At 71.8% G+C, this 19,720-nt stretch carries 16 protein-coding genes; 5 read left to right on the top strand and 11 right to left on the bottom strand.

What is annotated here, in order from left to right; genetic code table 11:
- Positions 1-36: 36 nt before the first annotated feature.
- From Q5762_RS17955 to Q5762_RS17930, 6 genes are all read right to left on the bottom strand, one after another.
- Positions 37-591 (bottom strand): DUF1697 domain-containing protein, encoded by a 555-nt coding sequence (locus Q5762_RS17955; protein ID WP_315893141.1) that lies wholly within the window; start codon positions 589-591, stop codon positions 37-39.
- 72 nt (positions 592-663) lie between these two features.
- The gene (locus Q5762_RS17950; protein ID WP_315893140.1) at positions 664-1,866 is read right to left on the bottom strand and encodes a S8 family serine peptidase; all 1,203 of its coding nucleotides are present in this window, start codon (positions 1,864-1,866) and stop codon (positions 664-666) included.
- Between the two features lie 223 nt (positions 1,867-2,089).
- The gene (mgt, locus tag Q5762_RS17945) at positions 2,090-3,286 is read right to left on the bottom strand and encodes a macrolide-inactivating glycosyltransferase (RefSeq protein ID WP_315893139.1); all 1,197 of its coding nucleotides are present in this window, start codon (positions 3,284-3,286) and stop codon (positions 2,090-2,092) included.
- A gap of 129 nt (positions 3,287-3,415) precedes the next feature.
- Positions 3,416-4,711, bottom strand: coding sequence for an extracellular solute-binding protein (locus Q5762_RS17940; protein WP_315893138.1), 1,296 nt, complete (start codon positions 4,709-4,711; stop codon positions 3,416-3,418).
- On the bottom strand, positions 4,711-5,553 hold the full coding sequence (locus tag Q5762_RS17935; protein WP_315893137.1) for a carbohydrate ABC transporter permease: 843 nt from the start codon (positions 5,551-5,553) through the stop codon (positions 4,711-4,713). The genes Q5762_RS17940 and Q5762_RS17935 overlap by 1 nt, the downstream gene beginning before the upstream one ends.
- Positions 5,550-6,521, bottom strand: coding sequence for a carbohydrate ABC transporter permease (locus Q5762_RS17930; RefSeq protein ID WP_399495190.1), 972 nt, complete (start codon positions 6,519-6,521; stop codon positions 5,550-5,552). Before Q5762_RS17930 ends, Q5762_RS17935 begins: the two co-directional genes overlap by 4 nt.
- A 106-nt stretch (positions 6,522-6,627) precedes the next feature.
- On the opposite strand from Q5762_RS17930, the gene Q5762_RS17925 reads away from it, so the two are divergent.
- The 3 genes from Q5762_RS17925 to Q5762_RS17915 all read left to right on the top strand — a co-directional run bounded on the left by Q5762_RS17925 (position 6,628) and on the right by Q5762_RS17915 (position 8,937).
- Positions 6,628-7,563 (top strand): aminoglycoside phosphotransferase family protein, encoded by a 936-nt coding sequence (locus Q5762_RS17925; RefSeq protein ID WP_315893135.1) that lies wholly within the window; start codon positions 6,628-6,630, stop codon positions 7,561-7,563.
- Between the two features lie 52 nt (positions 7,564-7,615).
- Complete coding sequence (locus tag Q5762_RS17920; protein ID WP_315893134.1) at positions 7,616-8,446, top strand: alpha/beta fold hydrolase; 831 nt, start codon at positions 7,616-7,618, stop codon at positions 8,444-8,446.
- A 143-nt stretch (positions 8,447-8,589) separates the two neighbouring features.
- Positions 8,590-8,937 (top strand): hypothetical protein, encoded by a 348-nt coding sequence (locus Q5762_RS17915; protein ID WP_315893133.1) that lies wholly within the window; start codon positions 8,590-8,592, stop codon positions 8,935-8,937.
- A 29-nt stretch (positions 8,938-8,966) separates the two neighbouring features.
- Here Q5762_RS17915 and Q5762_RS17910 read toward each other — a convergent pair whose 3' ends face one another.
- Together Q5762_RS17910 and Q5762_RS17905 are read right to left on the bottom strand one after the other, a co-directional pair.
- A complete protein-coding gene (locus tag Q5762_RS17910; protein ID WP_315893132.1) occupies positions 8,967-9,689 on the bottom strand; it encodes a 3'-5' exonuclease in 723 nt (240 codons plus the stop codon).
- A 109-nt stretch (positions 9,690-9,798) separates the two neighbouring features.
- Positions 9,799-11,049, bottom strand: coding sequence for an SAV2148 family HEPN domain-containing protein (locus Q5762_RS17905; protein ID WP_315893131.1), 1,251 nt, complete (start codon positions 11,047-11,049; stop codon positions 9,799-9,801).
- 429 nt (positions 11,050-11,478) lie between these two features.
- Here Q5762_RS17905 and glgX point away from each other — a divergent pair, with 429 nt between their 5' ends.
- Positions 11,479-13,599 (top strand): glycogen debranching protein GlgX, encoded by a 2,121-nt coding sequence (gene glgX, locus Q5762_RS17900; RefSeq protein ID WP_315893130.1) that lies wholly within the window; start codon positions 11,479-11,481, stop codon positions 13,597-13,599.
- Positions 13,600-13,871: 272 nt separating this feature from the next.
- Here glgX and Q5762_RS17895 read toward each other — a convergent pair whose 3' ends face one another.
- Both Q5762_RS17895 and Q5762_RS17890 read right to left on the bottom strand, forming a co-directional pair.
- Complete coding sequence (locus Q5762_RS17895; RefSeq protein WP_315893129.1) at positions 13,872-14,624, bottom strand: hypothetical protein; 753 nt, start codon at positions 14,622-14,624, stop codon at positions 13,872-13,874.
- A gap of 296 nt (positions 14,625-14,920) precedes the next feature.
- Entirely contained in the window at positions 14,921-16,144 is a 1,224-nt protein-coding gene (locus tag Q5762_RS17890) for an MFS transporter (RefSeq protein ID WP_315893185.1), read from the bottom strand.
- Positions 16,145-16,234: 90 nt separating this feature from the next.
- On the opposite strand from Q5762_RS17890, the gene treY reads away from it, so the two are divergent.
- The gene (treY, locus tag Q5762_RS17885) at positions 16,235-18,625 is read left to right on the top strand and encodes a malto-oligosyltrehalose synthase (protein ID WP_315893128.1); all 2,391 of its coding nucleotides are present in this window, start codon (positions 16,235-16,237) and stop codon (positions 18,623-18,625) included.
- Here the strand turns inward: treY and Q5762_RS17880 are convergent.
- Positions 18,609-19,688: a cytochrome P450 gene (locus Q5762_RS17880; protein ID WP_315893127.1), complete on the bottom strand. Its 1,080-nt coding sequence runs from the start codon at positions 19,686-19,688 to the stop codon at positions 18,609-18,611. The genes treY and Q5762_RS17880 overlap by 17 nt on opposite strands.
- Positions 19,689-19,720 lie beyond the last annotated feature (32 nt).

Genomic DNA, 19,720 nt, shown 5'->3' with positions numbered 1-19,720 from the left:
CGCCTCCTTCCCGCCTCCTTCCACCACCCAGGCGGCTCAGCCCCGGGTCATCTCCACCAGCTTGAGCACGGTGTTCCAGTTGCGTGACGTCGCCACGAGGCCCTTGACCAGGGCGGGCTTGCCGAGCGCCTCCCCCAGTTCGGACCGGCCGAGACCCTCCGGCGCGTAGAGGTAGAGCGCCCGGTCGCCGAGCCGGAACTCCTCCGGGAGGAAGGCCGCCGGGTCGATCGAGGCGAACCGCTCGGGGCCGACCGGCTCGGAGAAGTACGTGACGTGGAGCTGCTTGCCCTCCAGCTCGGCGGCCGGGAACGGGCAGGCGTCGGCGACGGCGGCGAGATACGCGGCGTCCCGGACGAGGCAGTCGACGCGGAAGCCGAAGCGCTCCTCGATGGCGTCCTCGATCGCGGTGGTCTGTTCCGCGTCGCCGGGGCCGTCGGCGTCGGTGGTGAAGACGGCGTTGCCGCTCTGGAGATAGGTCCGGACGTCCCGGTGGCCGAGCCCTTCGAGGACCGAACGGAGCTCCGCCATCGGCACCTTGCGGTGTCCGCCCACGTTGATCCCGCGCAGCAGCACGGCGTACGTCGTTGTCATGGCCCACACGATAAGGCGGCCGCCGTGCCCCGTGGGGGAGGGCACGGCGGCCGCCGGTTCAGCGGGCCGTCACTACTCGACGATCTTGAGCAGCTTGTTGGCGGTGCCCCCGGTCGGGTTGCTGATCTTGTCCGGGGTGGCGCCCTTGACGAGCGCCTCGGCGACCTGGTCCGGCGTGGCGTCCTGGTTCGCCGCCAGGTAGACGGCGGCGGCGCCGACCACGTGCGGGGTGGCCATGGACGTACCGGAGATGGTCTTGGTGCCCTCGTCGCTGTCGTTCCACGCCGAGGTGATGTCCGAGCCCGGGGCGTAGAGGTCCACCACGGAGCCGAAGTTGGAGAAGCTGGACTGCTCGTCGTCCTTGGTGGAGGAGGCCACGGTGATCGCCTCCTGGACGCGGGAGGGGGAGCCCTCGCCGGCGTCCGAGGACTCGTTGCCGGCGGCTACACCGAAGGTGACACCGGAGGCGATGGCCTTCTTCACCGCCTCGTCGAGGGCCGGGTCGGCACCCCCGCCGAGGCTCATGTTGGCGACGGAGGGGCCCTGGTGGTTCTTGGTGACCCAGTCGATGCCCGCGACGACCTGCTCGGTGGTGCCCGAGCCGTTGTCGTCGAGGACGCGGACGGCGACGATCTTCGCCTTCTTGGCGACGCCGTTCGCGGCGCCGGCGATGGTGCCCGCGACGTGGGTGCCGTGGCCGTTGCCGTCGGAGGCATCGTTGTCGTTGTCGACGGCGTCGAAGCCGGAGGTGGCGCGGCCCTCGAAGTCCTTGTGCGTGGTGCGGACTCCGGTGTCGATGACGTAGGCCGTGACACCCTCACCCGCGTTGTCCGGGTAGGTGTACTTCTTGTCGCCGGCGGTGTCGGTCTGGTCGACCCGGTCCAGACCCCAGGACGGCGGGTTCTCCTGGGTCGCGTTGATGGAGAACTTCTTGTTCTGGACGACCTTGGCCACGGCCGGGTCGGCGGCGAGGCGCTTGGCCTCGGTCTCCGAAAGGCCGTTGACCGAGAAGCCGTTGACGGCGGAGTCGTAGCTGCGGCGCAGGGTGCCGCCGTACTCCTCCGCGAGCTCGCCCTTGTCGGCCTTCTCGTCCAGCAGAACGATGTAGCTGCCGGCCACGGCGCCTTCGACGCCGAGACCGTAGACCGTTCCGAGGGCGGGCGTGGGGGCCGCGCCGGCGAACGGACTCGTGAGGACGGTGACTCCGGCTGCGGCTGCGATCGCGGTCGAGACGGCGATGAGCTTGGTACGGCGTACACGCTTGTGTATTGCCATGAAGAGGGGTCTCCTCGTCAGGATTTGTGGGGGGTTGAGCCACTGGAAGGAAGTTCTCCGGTGGCTGCCTCGAAACCCTTGCTCATTGACGAGTGCAAATCAAGACCTTCATACAGCTGTGACTTAAGCAACAAGTCTTCGTAATAACAAAATCGACCAACTCGCCCAACTCAGGCACATAGAAGGGCCCCCGGATTCACCCGGGGGCCATCTTCGGCTCGGATTACGGCAGTTCGGCCTCGATGAGATGTGCGGCGCGGTGCGTGCCGCCCTCGCGCGCCATCCGCTCCTGGACCCCCTTGGCGCGGACCGCCACCTCGGGGTCGCCGAGGAGGGTGCGTACCGATTCGCGAAGAAGTTCCGCGGTGACCTCCTCCATGTCCAGCCGGCGGGCGACCCCGAGGGACTGGAGCATGTCCGCGTTGCCGAACTGGTCGGTCGCCAGCGGGACGGCGACCATCGGGGTGGCGGTGGCGAGCCCCTCCTGGCTGCCGCCGGCGCCGGCGTGGGTGATGAAGGCGTCGGCCTGCTTGAGGATGGCCAACTGGGGGACCCATGAGTGCACTTCGACGTTGGCCGGGATCTCGCCCAGTTCGGACGGGTCGACGAAGGCGCCGATCTGGAGCACCACGTGCCAGCCGGGCAGGTCGCCGAAGGCGGCGAGGCACGTCCGGTAGAAGTCCGGCAGCTTGGTGAAGGCCGAGCCCATCGAGACGAGCAGGACCTTCTCGGCGTCCGCGGGACGCCTCCACTCCCCCTGGTCGGCCCGCTCCCCCTGGCAGGCGCCGACGAAGGTGAAGACGGATTCGTCCACCCGGTCGGCGTTCGGCTGGAGGGCGTTCGGGATGAGGACGAGGGCGCGCCGGGGCCGGGCGATCAGCCGGTCGGGGTGGGTGTCCACGCCCTGCTCGGTGAGCCAGCTCCCGAAGCGGTCGTAGTACGCCTTTCCCCGTTCGGATGCCTTGAGTTCGGCGAACATCGGCTCGGCGACCTCCTCCTCGTACCCCTCCCAGGGGACGAGATTCGGCCAGAGTCCCACGACGGGGACGCCCCAGCGGTGTGCGAGGACCGGCGCCGGGTAGGCGGTGATGTCGTGCAGGACGAGGTCCGGCCGGTCGGCGTCGAAGGCCTCGGCGAGCTGCGGGAGGGCCTGGATCGCGTCGGCGAGGAATGGTTCGACATGGTCGATCAGTTCGGTGCCCCAGGCGTCCGGGTCGTCGTCGGTCGGGAGGGTGGAGCGGTAGACGACGGGGGTGGCGCCGGTCGCGGCGACCTTCTCGGCGAAGGAGGCGGGGATGGCATAGCTGACGCGGTGGCCTCGGTCGACGAGCTCGCGGATCACCTCCAGGCTCGGGTTCACATGACCGTGGGCGGCGATGGAGAACATGGCGATATGGGCGGGGCGCGGGGTGGAGGTCATGGATCCACAGTAAACGAGACGAGACGTCTCGTCCAGCCGGTTGCGACGCGCCGGGCCCAGGGGCTGTCAGAGGCTGTCCGAAACGGGTCGGGAAAGGGTGGGAGCGGGTCGGGGACCGTCGAGATCAGGTCAGTCGCGCTGGTAGCGGGCGAGGACGAGATTGCCGTCCTCCTCCAGGCGTTCGCGCAGCTCCGCCGCGTCGATCGCCCCGCTGTAGTACTCCTGGTAGGCCGGGGTGGCGACCTTGTCCTTCCACTCGGGATAGCCGCGGACCGACTGCGCGGGCGCGGAGCGCAGATGCTCGGCCACGGCGGCGCCGGTCGCCCAGCCGTCCTTAGCGGTGTGCAGGGACGGGTCCGCGAGCGCGGCCGTCCCGGTGGGCAGCATCCAGTCGCCGCGGGCGAGCCGGACCATGTTGTCCGGCTGGAGGAAGAAGTCGAGGAAGGCGGCCGCCTCCTTCTTGTACCGGCTGTCCTCGGCGATGGAGAGCGTCTGCGGGCTGACGCCCTGGGCGAGCCCGTCCTCCCCGGCGGGCGCGGGCAGGACGATCCACTCGAAGCCCTTGGGCGCCTGCTGGGTGATCTGCTGGCGGTACGAGAAGCCCAGCGGGACCATCGCGTACTTGCCGCCGAAGAAGCCCGGCAGGGCGTCCGAGCCGCCGGTGCCGAGGGTGGAACGCGAGGCGCTGAGGTCGGTGTTGACCTGGTCGTGGATGGTGCCGGGCACGACGCCGTCCTGCTCGGTGAAGCGGAGGGTCACCTTCCCGTCGGCCTCCCGGTGGAAGAGCTGTCCGCCGGCCGAGAGACCCAGGTTGAGGCTGACCGAGACCGGCTCCTTGAGCGGCCAGGCGATCGCGTACTTCCCCTGGCCCATCCTCGCCGTCAGGTCCTTGGCGATCTGCCGGAACTCCGGCCAGCTCCAGGGCTCCTCGGGGGTCGGGAGGCGGACTCCGGAGGACTCCAGGATCTGCTTGTTGGCCATGATCACGCGCGGTTCCTGGAGGAACGGCACGCCGTAGATCCCGCCGCCGAAGGTCGTGGTCTCCCAACTGCGGGCGGGGATGGCGGCCTTGAGCCGCCCGGGCAGGAGGCCGGTCAGATCGGCGAGGTAGCCGCCGTAGGCGAAGTCGGCCAGGTCGTCGGAGGCGTCGTGGATGATGTCCGGCGCCTCACCGCCCTCGAAGGAGGTGAGGAGCTGGTCGTGGACGGAGTCCCAGCTGCCCTGGACGTAGTCCACCTGGATGTCCGGGTGCGCGGCGTTCCACTCCGCGACCAGTTCCTTGTTGGCGTCGACGGACTCCTTCTGCCAGGCCAGGGACTGGAAGCGGAGCCGTACCGGACCGCCGTCGCCCTCGTCGTCCGCCGAGCAGCCGGTGAGGAGCAGCGCCAGCGTGGCGGCGGCCGCCGCCAACCTCCGTACCCGCATCAGGACTTCACCGCCCCGGCCAGCATCCCGCCCGTGATGCGCTTCTGGATGATCGCGAAGATGACGAGCGAGGGGATCGTGGCCAGGAACGCGGCGGCGGCCAGCGGTCCCAGGTCGGCGACGCCCTCCGCGCCGAGGAAGTGGGTGAGGACGACCGGCAAGGTCTGCTTCTCCGGGGTCTTGAGCAGGACGAGCGCGAAGAAGAACTCGTTCCATGCGGTGATGAAGGCGAAGAGCGCGGTGGCGACGATGCCGGGGGCGAGCAGCGGGGCGGTGACCGAGACGAGCGTACGGAGCTTCCCGGCGCCGTCGACGGCCGCGGCCTCCTCCAACTCGGCCGGCACGGCCCGTACGTACCCGACCAGCATCCAGAGCGCGAACGGCAGCGACCAGACGACGTACACCATCACCAGGCCGAAGAGGCTGTTGATCAGGTGCAGGTACTTGAGGACGAGGAAGAGCGGGATGATCAGCAGGACGAAGGGGAACGCCTGGCTGATCACGACCCACCCGGTGGCGGCCGTCGCGAGCCGGCTGCGGTGGCGGGCCATCACATAGGCCATGGGTGTGGCGATGACGACGGCGATCAGGGCAGCCGAGAGCGCGGCGATCAGGCTGTTCCCGGCGGCCTGGAGCAGCGGCTGCTCGTCGAACGCCTGCCGGAAGTTGGCGAGGGTCGGGTCCTCGGGGATCCAGGTCGGGTGGAGCGAGCCGAGTTCGGTCGCCGGCTTGAAGGCGGTGGAGATCAGCCAGAGGAACGGGAAGGCGAGGAAGACCAGATAGGCGAGGAGCGCGAGGTACTGGCCGAATCGCGCCGGTCTGCTGGTACGGAACGTGGTCACCGGTCCTGGTCCCCCTTCAGCCGTCCGACGAGATAGAGGGCGAGGAGCACGGAGATGACAGCGACCATGACACAGCCCATGGCGGCGGCGTACCCGAACTGTCCGTAGCGGAAGGCCTCTTCGTAGGCGAAGAGCATGGGAAGACGGGTGCGGCCGCCGGGTCCGCCGTTGGTCAGGACGTAGACCAGGGCGAAGGAATTGAAGTTCCAGATGAAATTGAGGGCCGTGATGGCGAGGGCCACCGGCCTGAGGGCGGGCCAGGTGACGGTGCGGAAGCGGCGCCAGGCGCCGGCGCCGTCGAGGGCGGCGGCCTCGTGGAGTTCGTGCGGGGTGTTCTGGAGGCCGGCGAGCAGGGCGACCGTGGTCTGGGGCATGCCCGCCCAGATGCCGACGAGGATCACGGCCGGCAGGGCGGTGGCGAGCCCGGTGAGCCAGTCGCGGCCGTCGCCGAGGCCGAGGTCACGGATGGTCTCGTTGAGGATGCCCGCGTCCGGGTTGTAGACGAGCCGCCACATGATGCCGACGACGACCTCGGGCATGGCCCAGGGGATGATCGCGAGCGCTCGGGCCAGCCAGCGGAAGCGGAGCTTCTGGTTGAGCAGCAGCGCGAGGCCGAGGGCGAGCAGGAACTGCGGCACGGTGACGCCGACGGCCCAGAGCAGGCCGATGCGGAACGAGTCCCAGAAGAGGGTGTCGTGCAGCAGGTCCTGGAAGTTGAGGGTGCCGACCCACTGGGTGGGCTGCGTCCGGCCGGACTGGGAGTCGGTGAAGGCGAGCGCGATGCCGTAGAGCAGCGGGCCGACGCTGAGGACCAGGATGGGGAGGAGCGCGGGCAGGACGAGGAACCAGGCGCCGAAGTCCCGCCCGGGACCCGGTCTCGGGCCGGCGGCCGTCGTTCCGCCGGACCGCTTCGTTGCGGTCGCCACACCCACCAGATAGACCTCTTTGCACCTTTTACGACGTTGCATCGGCCTCCGTCATGGTCCTGACGAGCCGTCGGTTCGTCAAGGCAACCTGCATGGATGCGAGACTTTGGCTGATTCGCACAGGCATCGGGGCAGCTGGGAGAGACGGATGGACGAGGCGCGCGCACGGGAGATCCTGGCCGCCGCGGGGCTGTCGACGGACAGCGCGGCGGGCGGGTCCGAGGCGCGGGAGCCTGAAGCCCAGGGCCCGGAGGCGCGGGAGCCTGCCGCGCGGGAGCGGGAGGCGCGGCTGCTCGCGCTCGGGGAGAACGCGGTCTTCGCCGTGGGCGAGCTCGTGGTGAAGATCGGCCGGGACGCGGAGCTGCTCCCCCGCGCCGAGCGGGAACTCGCGCTCGCGGCCTGGCTGGTGGAGACGGACATCCCGGCCGTACGGGCGGCGGAGCCGAAGCCCCGCCTGGTCGACGGCTATCCGATCACCCTCTGGCACCGGCTGCCCGAGGCCTTGCGCCCCGCCGAGCCCCGCGACCTGGCACCCCTGCTGCGCCGGATCCACGCCCTGCCCGAGCCGGACGGCTTCACGCTCCCGCGCCGCGAACTCCTCGGCGGGGTCGAGCGGTGGCTGCGGCTGGCGGGCGACGCGATCGACCCGGCCGACGCCGCCTTCCTGCGCGAGCGCCGCGACTCCTTCGCCCCGGCGGCTGCCGCGCTCACCCCACGCCTCACCCCCGGCCCGATCCACGGCGACGCCCTCCCCCGTAACGTCCATGTCGGCCCGGACGGACCGGTCCTGGTCGACCTGGAGACCTTCTCCTCCGATCTGCGCGAACACGATCTGGTGGTGCTCGCCCTCTCCCGCGACCGGTACGGACTCGACCCCGCCGCGTACGACGCCTTCACGGAGGCGTACGGCTGGGACGTCCGGGAGTGGGAGGGGTGCGCGGTGCTGCGCGGGGCGCGGGAGACCGCGAGCTGCGCCTGGGTGGCGCAGCACGCGCCGACGAACCCCAAGGCGCTGGCCGAATTCGAGCGCCGGGTGGCGTCGCTGCGGGAGGCTGATCCCACGGTCCGGTGGTACCCCTTCTGACACCAGGTCGGGGGTCGGCTCGCGAAGTCCCACTCATGAACGGAGTGTTGTGATGCGCGTGGAACTGTCCGAGGTGACGCTCGACGTCGAGGTGAGCGGCGACGGCCCGGCCGTCCTGCTGGTGCACGGCTTCCCCGACAGCCGCGATCTCTGGCGCCACCAGGTGCCGGCCCTGACGGCGGCCGGGTACAAGTGCGTCGCCCCGACCCTGCGGGGCTTCGGCGCCTCAGGCCGGCCGGACGGCGGCCATGAGGCGTACCACCCGGCCAAGCACGTCGGCGACCTGCTGGAGCTCCTGGCCCGGCTCGGCATCGACCGGGTCCATCTCGTCGGGCACGACTGGGGCTCGGGCATCGTCCAGGGCCTCGCCCAGGTGACGCCCGAGCGGGTGGCGTCCCTGAGCATCCTGTCGGTGGGGCACCTGGCGGCCATCCGGGACGCGGGCTTCGAGCAGAAGCAGCGCTCCTGGTACATGATCCTCTTCCAGTTCCCGGGGATCGCCGAGGACTGGCTCGCGCGGGAGGACTTCGCCAACCTCCGGGAGATGCTCGGCGAGCACCCTGACGCGGACGCGATCCTCGAACCGCTGCGGGCGCCGGGCGCGCTGACGGCCGCGCTGAACATCTACCGGGCGGGCCTCCCCGCCGAGGTGCAGTTCGGTCCGGCCCTGCCCCTCCCGCCGGTGCCGGGCCCCGTCCTCGGCATCTGGTCGACCGGCGACCGCTTCATGACCGAGCAGTCGATGACCGGCACCGGCAAGCACGTGGACGGCACCTGGCGCTATGAGCGCGTGGAGAACGCGGGCCACTGGCTCCAGCTGGACCAGCCGGACCGGATCAACACGCTGCTCCTGGACTTCCTGGCGGAGAACCCGATCGGCTGACCCGGGCCGGACCCGCGGGCGCCGATGTGCCGGAACCTTTCGCTGACTCAGCGTGAAATCGGGCGCTGTTTTCGTCCTCCCGGCGCGCGGAAGGGTGGGGAAGGCATCCGCCCGACCTCAGGGAGAGAACCATCGTGAAGCTCATGAACAGGAAGGCGGGCGTCGCGCTGCGCGCCGGCCTCACCGTCTCCGCGGCCCTCGCTCTCGCGCTGCCCTTCAGCATGTCCACGGCCACCGCCGCTCCGTCCGCCGAGCCGCCGGGGTTCGCGTGCGAGACCGGGAAGCACAACATCGACGACTACACCGGCTGGGCGCTGTGCACCAACAACAGCGGCGTGACCCAGACCTTCTGGGTCCACCTGATCTGCGGCTGGTCGCCGGACCCGGACGGTGAGCACGTGACCCTCGCCCCGGGCGACTCCGGACAGTCGACCGCGCACTGTTCGAGCCTCGGCTCGGGCATCGCCGAGATCGAGGTCCACCCCAAGTAGAGGTCGTACGGCCGTCCCCCGTCGTGGCGTCAGCGCGCCACCGGTGTGAGCTCCCGCAGGGGCCACGTCGGGTCGACGACCGCCTCCGGGCTGCCCTTGCGGCGCAGGAAGCCCTGGAAGTCCTCGGCCCACGCGCGGTACCAGTCGATCTGACGCCCGTGCAGCTCGGCCGGGGTCAGCGCGGCGACGCTCGCGTGCCGCTCGGCTATCGCGACGGCGACCCGCACGGCGGCCAGCGCGTCGGCGGCCGCCTGGTGCGCCGCTTCGAGGACGACGCCGTACTCGACGCAGACCGCCTCCAGGGTCCGCTTCCCCCTGCGGTACCGGTCGACGGCCCGGTCGATGGTGTACGGGTCGACGACCGGGCCTATCGGGGCGCCGCCGAGCCGCTCGCTCAGCGAGGGCAGTCCGTGGCGGCGCAGCTCGGCGGAGAGGAGCGTGAGGTCGAACGAGGCGTTGTACGCCACGATCGGGACGCCCTGGTTCCAGTACCCCGTCAGGGTCTCGGCGATCTCGTCGGCCACCTCGACCACCGGCCGGCCCTCGGCCGCCGCCCGCTCGCTGCTGATGCCGTGGATCGCGGACGCCTGCGCCGGGATACGGATCCCGGGGTCGGCGAGCCAGTCCCGCTGCCGCGTCACCCGTCCGCGGTGGACGCCGACGATCGAGGCGGTCACGATCCGCGCCTCCAGCGGTTCCGTACCGGTCGTCTCCAGGTCGAATCCGACCAGCGGTTCCCCGTGCCAAGCCATCGGGCCTCCTTACGTGATCTCCCCCGTGGTGCTGAACACCCTCGCACGAGCCACTGACAACGCCCTCGGCGGACGGGCCCCGGCGGACGGGCCGGACGGGCCCCCGGCCTCAGGAGACCGGGCGGGAGTCGAGCCAGACCGATTCGAACTCCTCGCGATATGTCGAGAAAAGTCCGTATTCTCCGTCACGTTCCTGCTGTCCGGAACGCACCAGGTTCCGCCCGCCCCCGCGCAGCACGAGCACCGGCGCCTCCATCCCCCGCGCCTTCCGCAGATACGACTGGATGACGGCCACCCCGTCCGGTCCGTCCCCGTCGACCAGGTACGCCGTGAAGCGCGGGGTCTCGTCGAAAACGTGGATCTGGAAGGCGCCCGGGTCGCGCAGCAGGGACCGCACCCGCCGCATGTGGAGGATGTTCATCTCCACCGAGCGGCTCAGCTCGCCCTTCTTCAGCCCCAGTTCGCGCTCGCGCCGCTTGACGGCGCTGCTCGCCGGGTTCAGAAAGAGCAGGCGTATGCGGCAGCCGGACTCGGCGAGCCGCACCAGGCGCCGCCCCGAGAAGTTCTGCACGAGGAGGTTCAGGCCTATCCCCGTGGCGTCGAGGCGGCGGGCCCCGCCGAAGAGGTCCTCGGCCGGGAGCTGGCGCTGCAGCCGCACCCGGTCGGGATGGACGGAGACCACGTCCGCGTACCGGTCGCCCACCAGGTCCTCGACCGCGTCGACCGGCAGCCGGTCGGCGGACGGCACGCCCGCCCCGCTGCCGAGGATCTCCAGGAGGCGGGCGGAGGCCCGTTCGGACTGGGCGAGCACGGTCAGCGAGAGGGCGCGGTTGCGGGAGACGACGTTGCGCGTCACCTCCAGCTCGTCCAGGGCCAGTTCGACCTCGCGCCGGTCGTCGAAGTACGGCTCGAAGCACGGCCAGTGCTGCACCATCAGCTCCCGCAGCTGCGGGAGCGTGAGGAAGCTGAGGGTGTTGTCGTCGGCCGGGTCGAGGAGGTAGCCCTTGCGCCGCGAGACCTCCCGGACGGCGACGGCGCGCTGGACCCACTCCTGGCCCGCGGGTCCGGCGGCGGCCACCACCCAGTCCTCGCCGTGCACCGGTTCGTACACCGGGCGCAGTACGGCGGCCACCACGGCACGCAGCCGCTGCTCGACGAGATTCAGCCAGATGTAGGCCCGCCCGGCCCGCTGGGCGCGGGTCCGCACCTCGCTCCAGGCCTCGGCGCCCCAGTCGAGCTCCGCCCCGATCTCCATGGGCCTGGCCACGGAGACCGCTCCGGGCGGTACGTCCACGGGGTCGGGCGCGCCCCCCTCATGACCCGCGTCACCTGGCGGCAGCTCCAAACCTCCCGAGCTCACCCGCGCACCGCCTTCTGCTCCTGGACGCCCGATCCGACCGTCTGTCAACGATCAAGGAAGGGTACTCCGCGAGCGGGAGGCGGTGCAGCAGGATGGACAGGCTGCTTGCTCAACTCCCCTGATTCGGAGCCCCGTTCCCCCCGGAGAGATCGGCCGGAGTGAGCGGATTCATAGCGGAAACGTCCCTGGGTGCGGGTGGGAAGCCCGCCGGATCGCCGGACCTCGGAGGCCGGCCGGGGTCCGGGCGCCGGGGGAACAGGATGTCGACCCGTACGACGGGGGCGCCGCACGCCCCCGTCGTTGACGCGGCGGTACGGGGGCTCCCGCGGCGCGCCCGGCGTGTCAGGTCGCCCGCCCGCGGCTCTCTTTCGGGCAGGATCTGGCCGGAGTGCACCCCGACACCCGGATCAGAATGGAAGAGTCGTATCTATGCAGGTCTGGCCGGGACAGGCGTATCCCCTTGGCGCCACGTACGACGGCGCTGGAACCAATTTCGCGGTCTTCTCGGAGGCCGCCCACAGGATCGAGCTGTGTCTGCTCCATGACGACGGCTCGGAGACGGCGGTGGAACTGCGCGAGACGGACGCCTTCGTCCGGCACGCCTATCTGCCGGGAGTGATGCCGGGTCAGCGGTACGGATTCCGGGTCCACGGTCCGTACGCACCGGAGCGCGGGCAGCGCTGCAACGCGGCGAAGCTGCTCCTCGACCCGTACGCGCGAGCGGTCTCGGGCTCGATCGAGTGGGGCGAGGCGGTGTACGGCTACCACTTCGGGCGGCCGGACTCGCGCAACGACCTCGACTCGGCGCCGCACACGATGACCTCGGTCGTGGTCAACCCGTACTTCGACTGGGGCGACGACCGGCGCCCGCGCACCGACTACCACCGCACGGTGATCTACGAGGCCCATGTGAAGGGCCTGACCATGCTCCACCCGGAGCTCCCGGAGGAGCTGCGCGGGACGTACGCGGGGCTCGCCCACCCGGCGGTGATCGGGCACCTGAAGGAACTGGGCGTCACGGCGCTGGAATTGATGCCGGTGCACCAGTTCGTCAACGACCACCGGCTGGTGGACTCGGGGCTCTCCAACTACTGGGGCTACAACACGATCGGCTTCTTCGCCCCGCACAACGCGTACGCCTCGTGGGGCGACCGGGGGCAGCAGGTCCTGGAGTTCAAGTCGGCGGTACGGGCGCTGCACCAGGCGGGGATCGAGGTGATCCTCGACGTGGTCTACAACCACACGGCGGAGGGCAACCACCTGGGCCCCACGCTCTCCTTCCGGGGCCTGGACAACCCCTCGTACTACCGCCTCTCGAACGACCGCCGGTACTACACGGACACCACCGGCACCGGGAACTCGCTGCTCATGCGGTCCCCGCACGTGCTCCAGCTGATCATGGACAGTCTGCGGTACTGGGTGACGGAGATGCACGTCGACGGCTTCCGCTTCGACCTGGCGGCGACGCTGGCGCGGCAGTTCCACGAGGTGGACCGGCTGTCGTCCTTCTTCGACCTGGTGCAGCAGGATCCGGTGGTCAGCCAGGTGAAGCTGATCGCCGAGCCGTGGGACGTCGGCGAGGGCGGCTACCAGGTGGGGAACTTCCCGCCGCTGTGGACCGAGTGGAACGGCATGTACCGGGACTGTGTACGGGACTTGTGGCGCGGAGAGCCGCGCACGCTGGCCGAGTTCGCGTCCCGGCTGACCGGCTCGTCGGACCTGTACCAGGACGACGGCCGCCGGCCGCTCGCCTCGGTCAACTTCGTGACCTGCCACGACGGTTTCACGCTGCGGGATCTGGTGAGCTACGACGGCAAACACAACGAGGCGAACGGCGAAGGCAACCGGGACGGCGAGAGTTACAACCGGTCGTGGAACTGCGGCGCCGAGGGCGAGACGGACGACATCGGGATCCGGGAGCTGCGGGCCCGGCAGATGCGGAACTTCCTCGCGACGCTGATGCTGTCGCAGGGCGTGCCGATGCTCAGCCACGGCGACGAGTTCGGGCGGACGCAGGGCGGCAACAACAACGCGTACTGCCAGGACAACGAGGTGTCGTGGGTGCGCTGGCCGGAGCCGGGCGCGTCGGAGGAGGGCACGCTCCTGGAGTTCACCCGGGCGATGGTGCGGCTGCGGCGGGACCACCCGGTCTTCCGGCGCCGCCGCTTCTTCCACGGGCGGCCGGTGGAGGGGACGCACGACGAGCTGACGGACATCGCCTGGTTCACGCCGGAGGGCGAGGAGATGACGGCGCGGGACTGGCAGGCGGCGCACGCGCGGGCGCTCTCGGTCTTCCTGAACGGCAACGCGATCTCGGAGCCGGGGACGCAGGGGGAGCGGATCGCTGACGACTCGTTCCTGCTGATGTTCAACGCGTCGTCGGAGGAGCTGGAGTTCGAGGTCCCGATCAACCACGGCGAGTGCTGGCGGGTGGTCGTGGACACCTCCCACCCAGAGGGCATCCCTCCCCAGGAGGGCCCCAAGGTAGCCGCCGGCGAACGCGTGTCCCTGGCCCCGTTGAGCCTGACGGTACTGAAACGCCCGGCGTAGGGGCTACCGACCCCGCCCCCCGGACGGAGTCCGGGGGGCACAACGGACGGCGCCCTTGCCGGGCCCTGGCAGTGAGGTTCCCCTCCGGCGCGGGAGGCACCTCAGGTCGCCGGCCTCGACGATCCCGCTGCCGTTGCGGTCGACATGCCCAGGTCGTCGAGGCGTGAGCGCGTCAACCTGCGGGCGCCGTAACCTGCACGGTGCCGTGTCTGCCGCGCAGACGGTGGTAGGCGATCTGGCGGAGGTGGCCGCCGCGGCCCGCCGCAAGCGTCTCAGCCTGGCCCCTCACCAGCCAACGCGCTCAGAACCCGGCGGGTCTTGGTGTCGGGGTGTTCAGAGATGGTGACTCCTCGCCCTCGCACCGCATCCTCGAGTTTTCGCTGCTTGCGCTCGGCCCGTGCCATGAGCTCCTCGGCGTCGTCACCGTCCTTGGGCTTGACCCGGCTCGACGCTTCCAGGAATTTCAGACCGGCGCCCCGCCACACCTCGAGGTTCACCTCCAGGTCGTCGAGCGCAACGTCCTCGACCTTGGTCGAGTGAATCGGCCCCAGTGCGACCAACCCACCGAAGTGGACGGCGGGAGCGCACACGTGCAGGAACTGATCCTGTACCGCGTCGATCGGCGCGGCGGGATCGGCACCGGGCGCCACCGCGTCCGAAAGCTGACCCGGCCGATGGTCGTGGACGAGGGAGGCGGCCAGCACGCGGCGGGCGCCCGACCAGTCCTCCTCGATCTTGTAGGTGAGGGGTTCAGCGTCGAAAGAGGCGGCGAACCGGCCGCCCAACTGCTCCCGTGTGCACGGACGCAGCTTGACCGTCAGGTCGTCCGGACCGCCACCCAGCCGGAACCGTACGATCACCCCGCCGTCCAGCAGCGGCAATCGCCCCTCGGGGACGCCGCCCGAGTCCTCGGCAAACCAGATCTGACGCACTCTCGTCACACCGTGCGCCGCGCCGAGAGCGGACAGGGCCGCCCCCGCATCACCTTCGACGTTGACCTTGATCTCGACTGGCAACAGGTCCATCGCATCGCTCCTGCGGGCGTCCTGTCTGCGCCACGGCAATACCGGAACCGGAGCTGGGATCGGCGGAGCGCACTGATCCATTCGTATTCAGGATATCCGCGGCATGTCCGGGTCGCGAGCAGAAGGCCCGACTGCCGGCTCTCGCCCTCTGCCTGGCGTGGGCAACGCCCGCACCAGGAAACGGACTTCGTGGATCTGGAAGAAGCCCGGCTACGTCACACAGACCACGGCGCTGCACAGCGGGTGGTCGACGCAGTCCCACCCACCAGGCTTCAATGACACGACGGCCCTGCCCGTCAGGGGCCGCTCACCAGCTCACGGGTGGCGCCCGACGGCAGGCGGGTGCGGACGGACCAGGACAGCACCGCGCACAGGACGGCCGCGACGACCACCACCGCGAAGGCCGCCGGCGCGCCATGGGTGTCCGCGAGGCGGCCGGAGAGGGCGAGCGCGAGGGCCTGGCCACCCACGATCCCGCTGGTGAGGAAGGCCATGGACTCGGAGAGCCGGGATGCGGGCACGGTCCGCTCGGTGAGGCCGAACACCGTGATCAGGTGCGGCGCGTAGGCGGCGCCGAGGACGATCACGACCGCGTACAGGGCGAGAAGCGAGTCGACGAGGACGAGCGGGGCCGAGAGCACGACCAGCGCGCCTGTGGCCGCCCGCCAGCGGGTCGGCAGGCCGATCCGAGCGGGCACGGCGGCCATCGAGAGGCCGACGGCTGCGCTCATCACGCCCATGGCGGCGTAGACGAGCCCGGCCTGGGCGGGCGCCCCGAGCTTCTCGGTGAGCGCGGTGATGCCGGCCTGCGAGGCCCCGAACATGGCGCCCTGGAGCACCATCGTGATCCGAAGGGCGTACGCGGACCTGGGCAGCCGCCCCCGTTCGGCGGCGCCCGTACGGGTGGTGACGGCCGTGGCATCTCCCTCGGCGACGCGGGCCGACGGGTGCAGGGCGAACGCCGTGCCGCACGTCGCGAGGAGACCCGCCGCCATCAGAAGCGCGGCCGCCGGATGGGCGAAAGCGGCGGCCAGGCCCACGAGCGCCGGCCCCAGCACGAACGACACCTCGTCCAGCGTGCCCTCGAACGAGAGCACCGTGCCCACCAGCCGGTCGTCCGCGCCGGAACGCCGGGCCAGGGCGACCGAACGGGTCCGGGCGAGCGGCCCGACCTGCGGGACGGTCGCCCCGGCGAGCGCGCCGCAGACGATCAGCCAGCCCGTCGCCGCGTGCGCGAGCGCCGCGAGGACCAGCGCGGCGACGGCCACCGCGTTGGCGAGGGAGGCGACCAGCACCACCCCGCGCTGTCCGCGCCGGTCCGCCAGCCGGCCGATGACCGGACCGGCGACCGTCTGCCCGGCCGCGAGCGCCCCGCCCGCGAGCCCGGCCGTCGTCAGGGACCCGCTCGTCTCGGCGACCAGGAGCAGGCTGCCGAGCTGGCACATCGCGGTGGGGAGCCGCCCCAGGAAGGAGACGACCGGGAGGACCGGCCCGAGCAGGGACAACGTGTCGCGATACATCCGGAGCATCGCCCGAACGTAACGCGATGCACTCGGACGGACGCATGAGGCGATGACACAGAAGCCGTCGCGCCGGGTACGTACGTTCGCATGACGTCCTCTCTCCCGCCCCGCCCCACCCCGCGGCCCACCTCCCCGACCGTGCCCACCGCCACCTACCGGCTCCAACTCCAGCCGGATTTCCCCTTCTCGGCCGCCGAGCGGGCCGTTCCGTACCTCGCCGGGCTCGGGGTGTCCCATCTCCACCTCTCCCCCGTCCTGGAGGCCGTGCCCGGCTCGACGCACGGCTACGACGTGACCGACCACCGCGCGATCCGCGCAGAGCTGGGCGGCGAGGAGGGGCTGCGGGCGCTCGCGGCGACCGCCCGGGCGCACGGTCTGGGCCTGGTCGTGGACCTGGTGCCGAACCACATGGCGGCGTCGCCCACGCACAACCACGCGCTGCGCGCCGTGCTCCGCGACGGCCCGGACTCGCCGTACGCCCGCTGGTTCGACATCGACCGGGCGGCGGGGGACGGGCGGATCCTGCTGCCGGTGCTGCCCGCCCGGCTGCCGGAGGTACGGGACCGGATGCGGGTCGCCGACGGCGCGCTGCACCTGGACGGCCAGTCGTTCCCGCTCCGCCCGGGCACGGAGGGGCTGCCGCTGCCCGAGCTGCTCGACGCGCAGTGGTACCGGCTCGGCTGGTGGCGGCTGGCCCGTACGGAGCTCAACTACCGGCGCTTCTTCACCATTTCGGAGCTGATCGGGGTACGGGTCGAGGACCCCGAGGTGTTCGACGCGACCCACGCCACGATCGTGCAGCTGGTGCGGGACGGGGTGATCGAGGGGCTGCGGATCGATCACCCGGACGGACTCGCCGACCCCGAGGGTTACTTGGAGCGGCTGCGGGAGGCGACGGGTGGCCGGTGCTGGACGGTCGTGGAGAAGATCCTCACCGGTACGGAGCCGCTGCCGCCGACCTGGCCGGTGGCCGGGACCACCGGTTACGACGCCCTGCGGTATGTGGACGGCGTCTTCGTCGACGGAGTCGGAGCCGACGAACTCGCCGATGTATACCGCGAGTTCGTTGGGCGGGCCGGGGACCGGGGCGGCTCCTGGGAGGCGACCGCCCGGCGCGCCGCGTACGAGGTCGTGACCCACGAACTGGCCGCCGAGACCGCCGCGCTGACCCGGCTCGCGGAGCGGATCTGCGCCGCCGATCCCGCGCTGCGCGACCACGCCCCCTGGGCGCTGCGGACCGCGATCCGCGAACTCCTGGTCCGCGTACCGGTCTACCGCTTCTACCGCACCGGCGGCGAGGAGGTCCTGACCCCGGAGGCGGCGCGCGGCGCGAAGGCGGCTTTCGCGGTACCGGAGGAGGCCGCGGCGGTCGACACCGTACGGGAGTTGGCGCTCGGGCGGCTCGGCGACGGTCCGGAACACCGGGCGTTCCGGGCCAGGTTCGCCCAGACGTCGTCGGCGCTGCGCGCCAAGTCCGTGGAGGACACCGCCTTCTACCGCTACACCCCGCTCCTGTCGGCGAACGAGGTGGGCGGCGAGCCGGGGCGGCCGGCCGTCGGGCCCGAGGAGTTCCACGCGTACTGTCTGCGGCTGTCCCGGGACTGGCCGGCCACCGGGACGGTGCTGTCCACGCACGACACCAAGCGCAGCGCGGACGTCCGCGCCGGGATCGCGGTGCTCGCCCAGTGCCCGTCCGTGTGGCGGGAGTTGCTGGACGAGGTGGCGGGGGTCGCGGCGCCGGATCCGCATCTGGCGTGGACGGCGTGGCAGACGGCGTTCGGCTTCGGCGCGCCGGATCCGGCGCGGCTCGGCCCGGCGGTGATGAAGTCCGTACGGGAGGCGGGGCTGCAGACCAGCTGGACCGAGCCGGACCCCGGGTACGAGCGGGCGGTGACGGAGTTCGTGGCGGCCGGACCCGGCCGGATTCCGCTCCGCGCGGCCTCGGAGGCGGCGTTCGCCCTGGAGCCGCACATCCGGGCGCACATGCTGGGCGCGACCCTGGTCCAGCTGACGATGCCGGGGGTGCCGGAGCTCTACCAGGGCACGGAGCGGGAGTACCGGGCGCTGGTCGACCCGGACAACCGGCGGCCGTTCACGGTCGGAGGGGCCGACGCCGACGACGACAAGACGGCGGTGGTGCGGGCCGCGCTGGCTCTGCGCCGGCTGCGGCCCGACGTCTTCGCCGCGCCGGACTCGTACCTCCCCCTGACGGTGACCGGGGTCGCGGCGGCGCACTGTCTGGCCTTCGCACGCGGGCGCGCGGGTGAAGCGGGTCAAGAGGCCGAGGTGGTCACGGCGGTCACGCGGCTGCCGCTGCGGCTGGCGGAGGAGGGCGGCTGGCAGGACACGGAGCTGGTCCTGCCGCCGGGCCGCTGGGTCGATCTCCTCGACGGGGCACGGGAGTTCGCGGGCGGGGCGGTGAAGCCGGTCGACCTGTTCGACGCGCGTCCGGTGGCGCTGCTCAGCCGCCGGGCCTGACGAGGATGCTGCGCGGCGCGCGGGTGATCAGACCGGTCCGCTCGGGCCGGAATCCGTCGGCGAGCTTGAGGCGGGGCATGGCGTCTAGGAGCGCCCGCAGGGCGTACTCGGCTTCGAGGCCGGCGAGGAGGACGGCGGGGCAGGCGCCGCTGCCGTAGGTGAGCTGGCCGGGGTCGTCGCGCAGCGGGTCGTAGCGGTCGGGTGCGCGGAATCGTTCCGGGTCCCGGCAGGCGGCGCCGATCAGCAGGGCGACCGGCTCGCCCGGCGGGATCGTGCCGCCGCTGACCCGCACTTCGGAGGCGGTGCGGCGGACGGCGATCTGGACGGGCGGGTCGCGGCGGAGCGACTCGGTCCAGGCGCGGGCGATCTGCCCGGAGGGCGCGGCGTGGAGCTCACGCGCCTGGCCGGGGTGGGCGAGCACGTTGGCGAGGAAGGAGGCGAGGGCCTTCTCCCGTACCGCGATCTGGCCGGTGCACTGGCCGGCGAGCGCGGAGGCGGCGCGGCCGCGGACGAGGCGCATCATGTCGCGGTAGGGCACCCCGACGGCCGCGGCGACGGTACCGGCGGGCAGCCAGTGGCAGAAGTCGGCGACGAGGTCGGCGTTCGGCCGGTCGGCGATCCGGCGGGCCAGGACGTGGGCGGTGCGGGCGGTGACGCTGCGGAGCTCGTCCTCGTCGACGTCGACGTGGGTGCGGGCGCAGGGCGGGTCGCCGGGGCGGTGGCCGTGGGTGAAGCGGGCGTCGGTGAGGGCGGTGGCGACGTCGGCGTACCGGCTGAGGACCCAGGCGCGCAGCAGGGGGTCGTAGGTGAGCGGGAACTGCTCGCGCAGGACGCGGTGGACCGGGTGGGGGTTCCGTGTGACGCCGGGGTCGAGGGGGCTGGGCGCGACGGTCCGGCCGGCGCCGGAGGGCGCGCCCTCCGTGTCGGCCCAGAGCCGCCCGGCGGCCGCGGCGGCGGCGGCGAGGGTGGTGCGGGCGGGGGCGCTCGGGGAGGACCCGGGCTCCATGGGCGGCAGGTCCGCCCACCGGTCGGGGCGTATCCCCGGCTTCGCCTCGTCGCTCATCGCGCCCCCTGTCGGTCCGGCGTGGGTACGTC

This window comes from Streptomyces sp. P9(2023), from assembly GCF_032436795.1.
Classification (GTDB): Bacteria; Actinomycetota; Actinomycetes; order Streptomycetales; family Streptomycetaceae; genus Streptomyces.
The sequence above is the reverse complement of the archived record's forward strand: the minus strand, read 5'-3'. Positions and strand labels throughout refer to the sequence as shown.

What these genes read in the sequence shown, in the direction of transcription:
- Q5762_RS17930 (WP_399495190.1), bottom strand. Translation starts at nt 6,521, where the DNA reads ATGCAACGTCGTAAAAGGTGCAAAGAGGTCTATCTGGTGGGTGTGGCG.
- mgt (WP_315893139.1), bottom strand. Translation starts at nt 3,286, where the DNA reads ATGACCTCCACCCCGCGCCCCGCCCATATCGCCATGTTCTCCATCGCC.
- Q5762_RS17950 (WP_315893140.1), bottom strand. Translation starts at nt 1,866, where the DNA reads ATGGCAATACACAAGCGTGTACGCCGTACCAAGCTCATCGCCGTCTCG.
- Q5762_RS17895 (WP_315893129.1), bottom strand. Translation starts at nt 14,624, where the DNA reads ATGGACCTGTTGCCAGTCGAGATCAAGGTCAACGTCGAAGGTGATGCG.
- Q5762_RS17955 (WP_315893141.1), bottom strand. Translation starts at nt 591, where the DNA reads ATGACAACGACGTACGCCGTGCTGCTGCGCGGGATCAACGTGGGCGGA.
- glgX (WP_315893130.1), top strand. Translation starts at nt 11,479, where the DNA reads ATGCAGGTCTGGCCGGGACAGGCGTATCCCCTTGGCGCCACGTACGAC.
- Q5762_RS17940 (WP_315893138.1), bottom strand. Translation starts at nt 4,711, where the DNA reads ATGCGGGTACGGAGGTTGGCGGCGGCCGCCGCCACGCTGGCGCTGCTC.
- Q5762_RS17910 (WP_315893132.1), bottom strand. Translation starts at nt 9,689, where the DNA reads ATGGCTTGGCACGGGGAACCGCTGGTCGGATTCGACCTGGAGACGACC.
- Q5762_RS17925 (WP_315893135.1), top strand. Translation starts at nt 6,628, where the DNA reads ATGGACGAGGCGCGCGCACGGGAGATCCTGGCCGCCGCGGGGCTGTCG.
- treY (WP_315893128.1), top strand. Translation starts at nt 16,235, where the DNA reads ATGACGTCCTCTCTCCCGCCCCGCCCCACCCCGCGGCCCACCTCCCCG.
- Q5762_RS17920 (WP_315893134.1), top strand. Translation starts at nt 7,616, where the DNA reads ATGCGCGTGGAACTGTCCGAGGTGACGCTCGACGTCGAGGTGAGCGGC.
- Q5762_RS17915 (WP_315893133.1), top strand. Translation starts at nt 8,590, where the DNA reads ATGAACAGGAAGGCGGGCGTCGCGCTGCGCGCCGGCCTCACCGTCTCC.
- Q5762_RS17880 (WP_315893127.1), bottom strand. Translation starts at nt 19,688, where the DNA reads ATGAGCGACGAGGCGAAGCCGGGGATACGCCCCGACCGGTGGGCGGAC.
- Q5762_RS17890 (WP_315893185.1), bottom strand. Translation starts at nt 16,144, where the DNA reads ATGTATCGCGACACGTTGTCCCTGCTCGGGCCGGTCCTCCCGGTCGTC.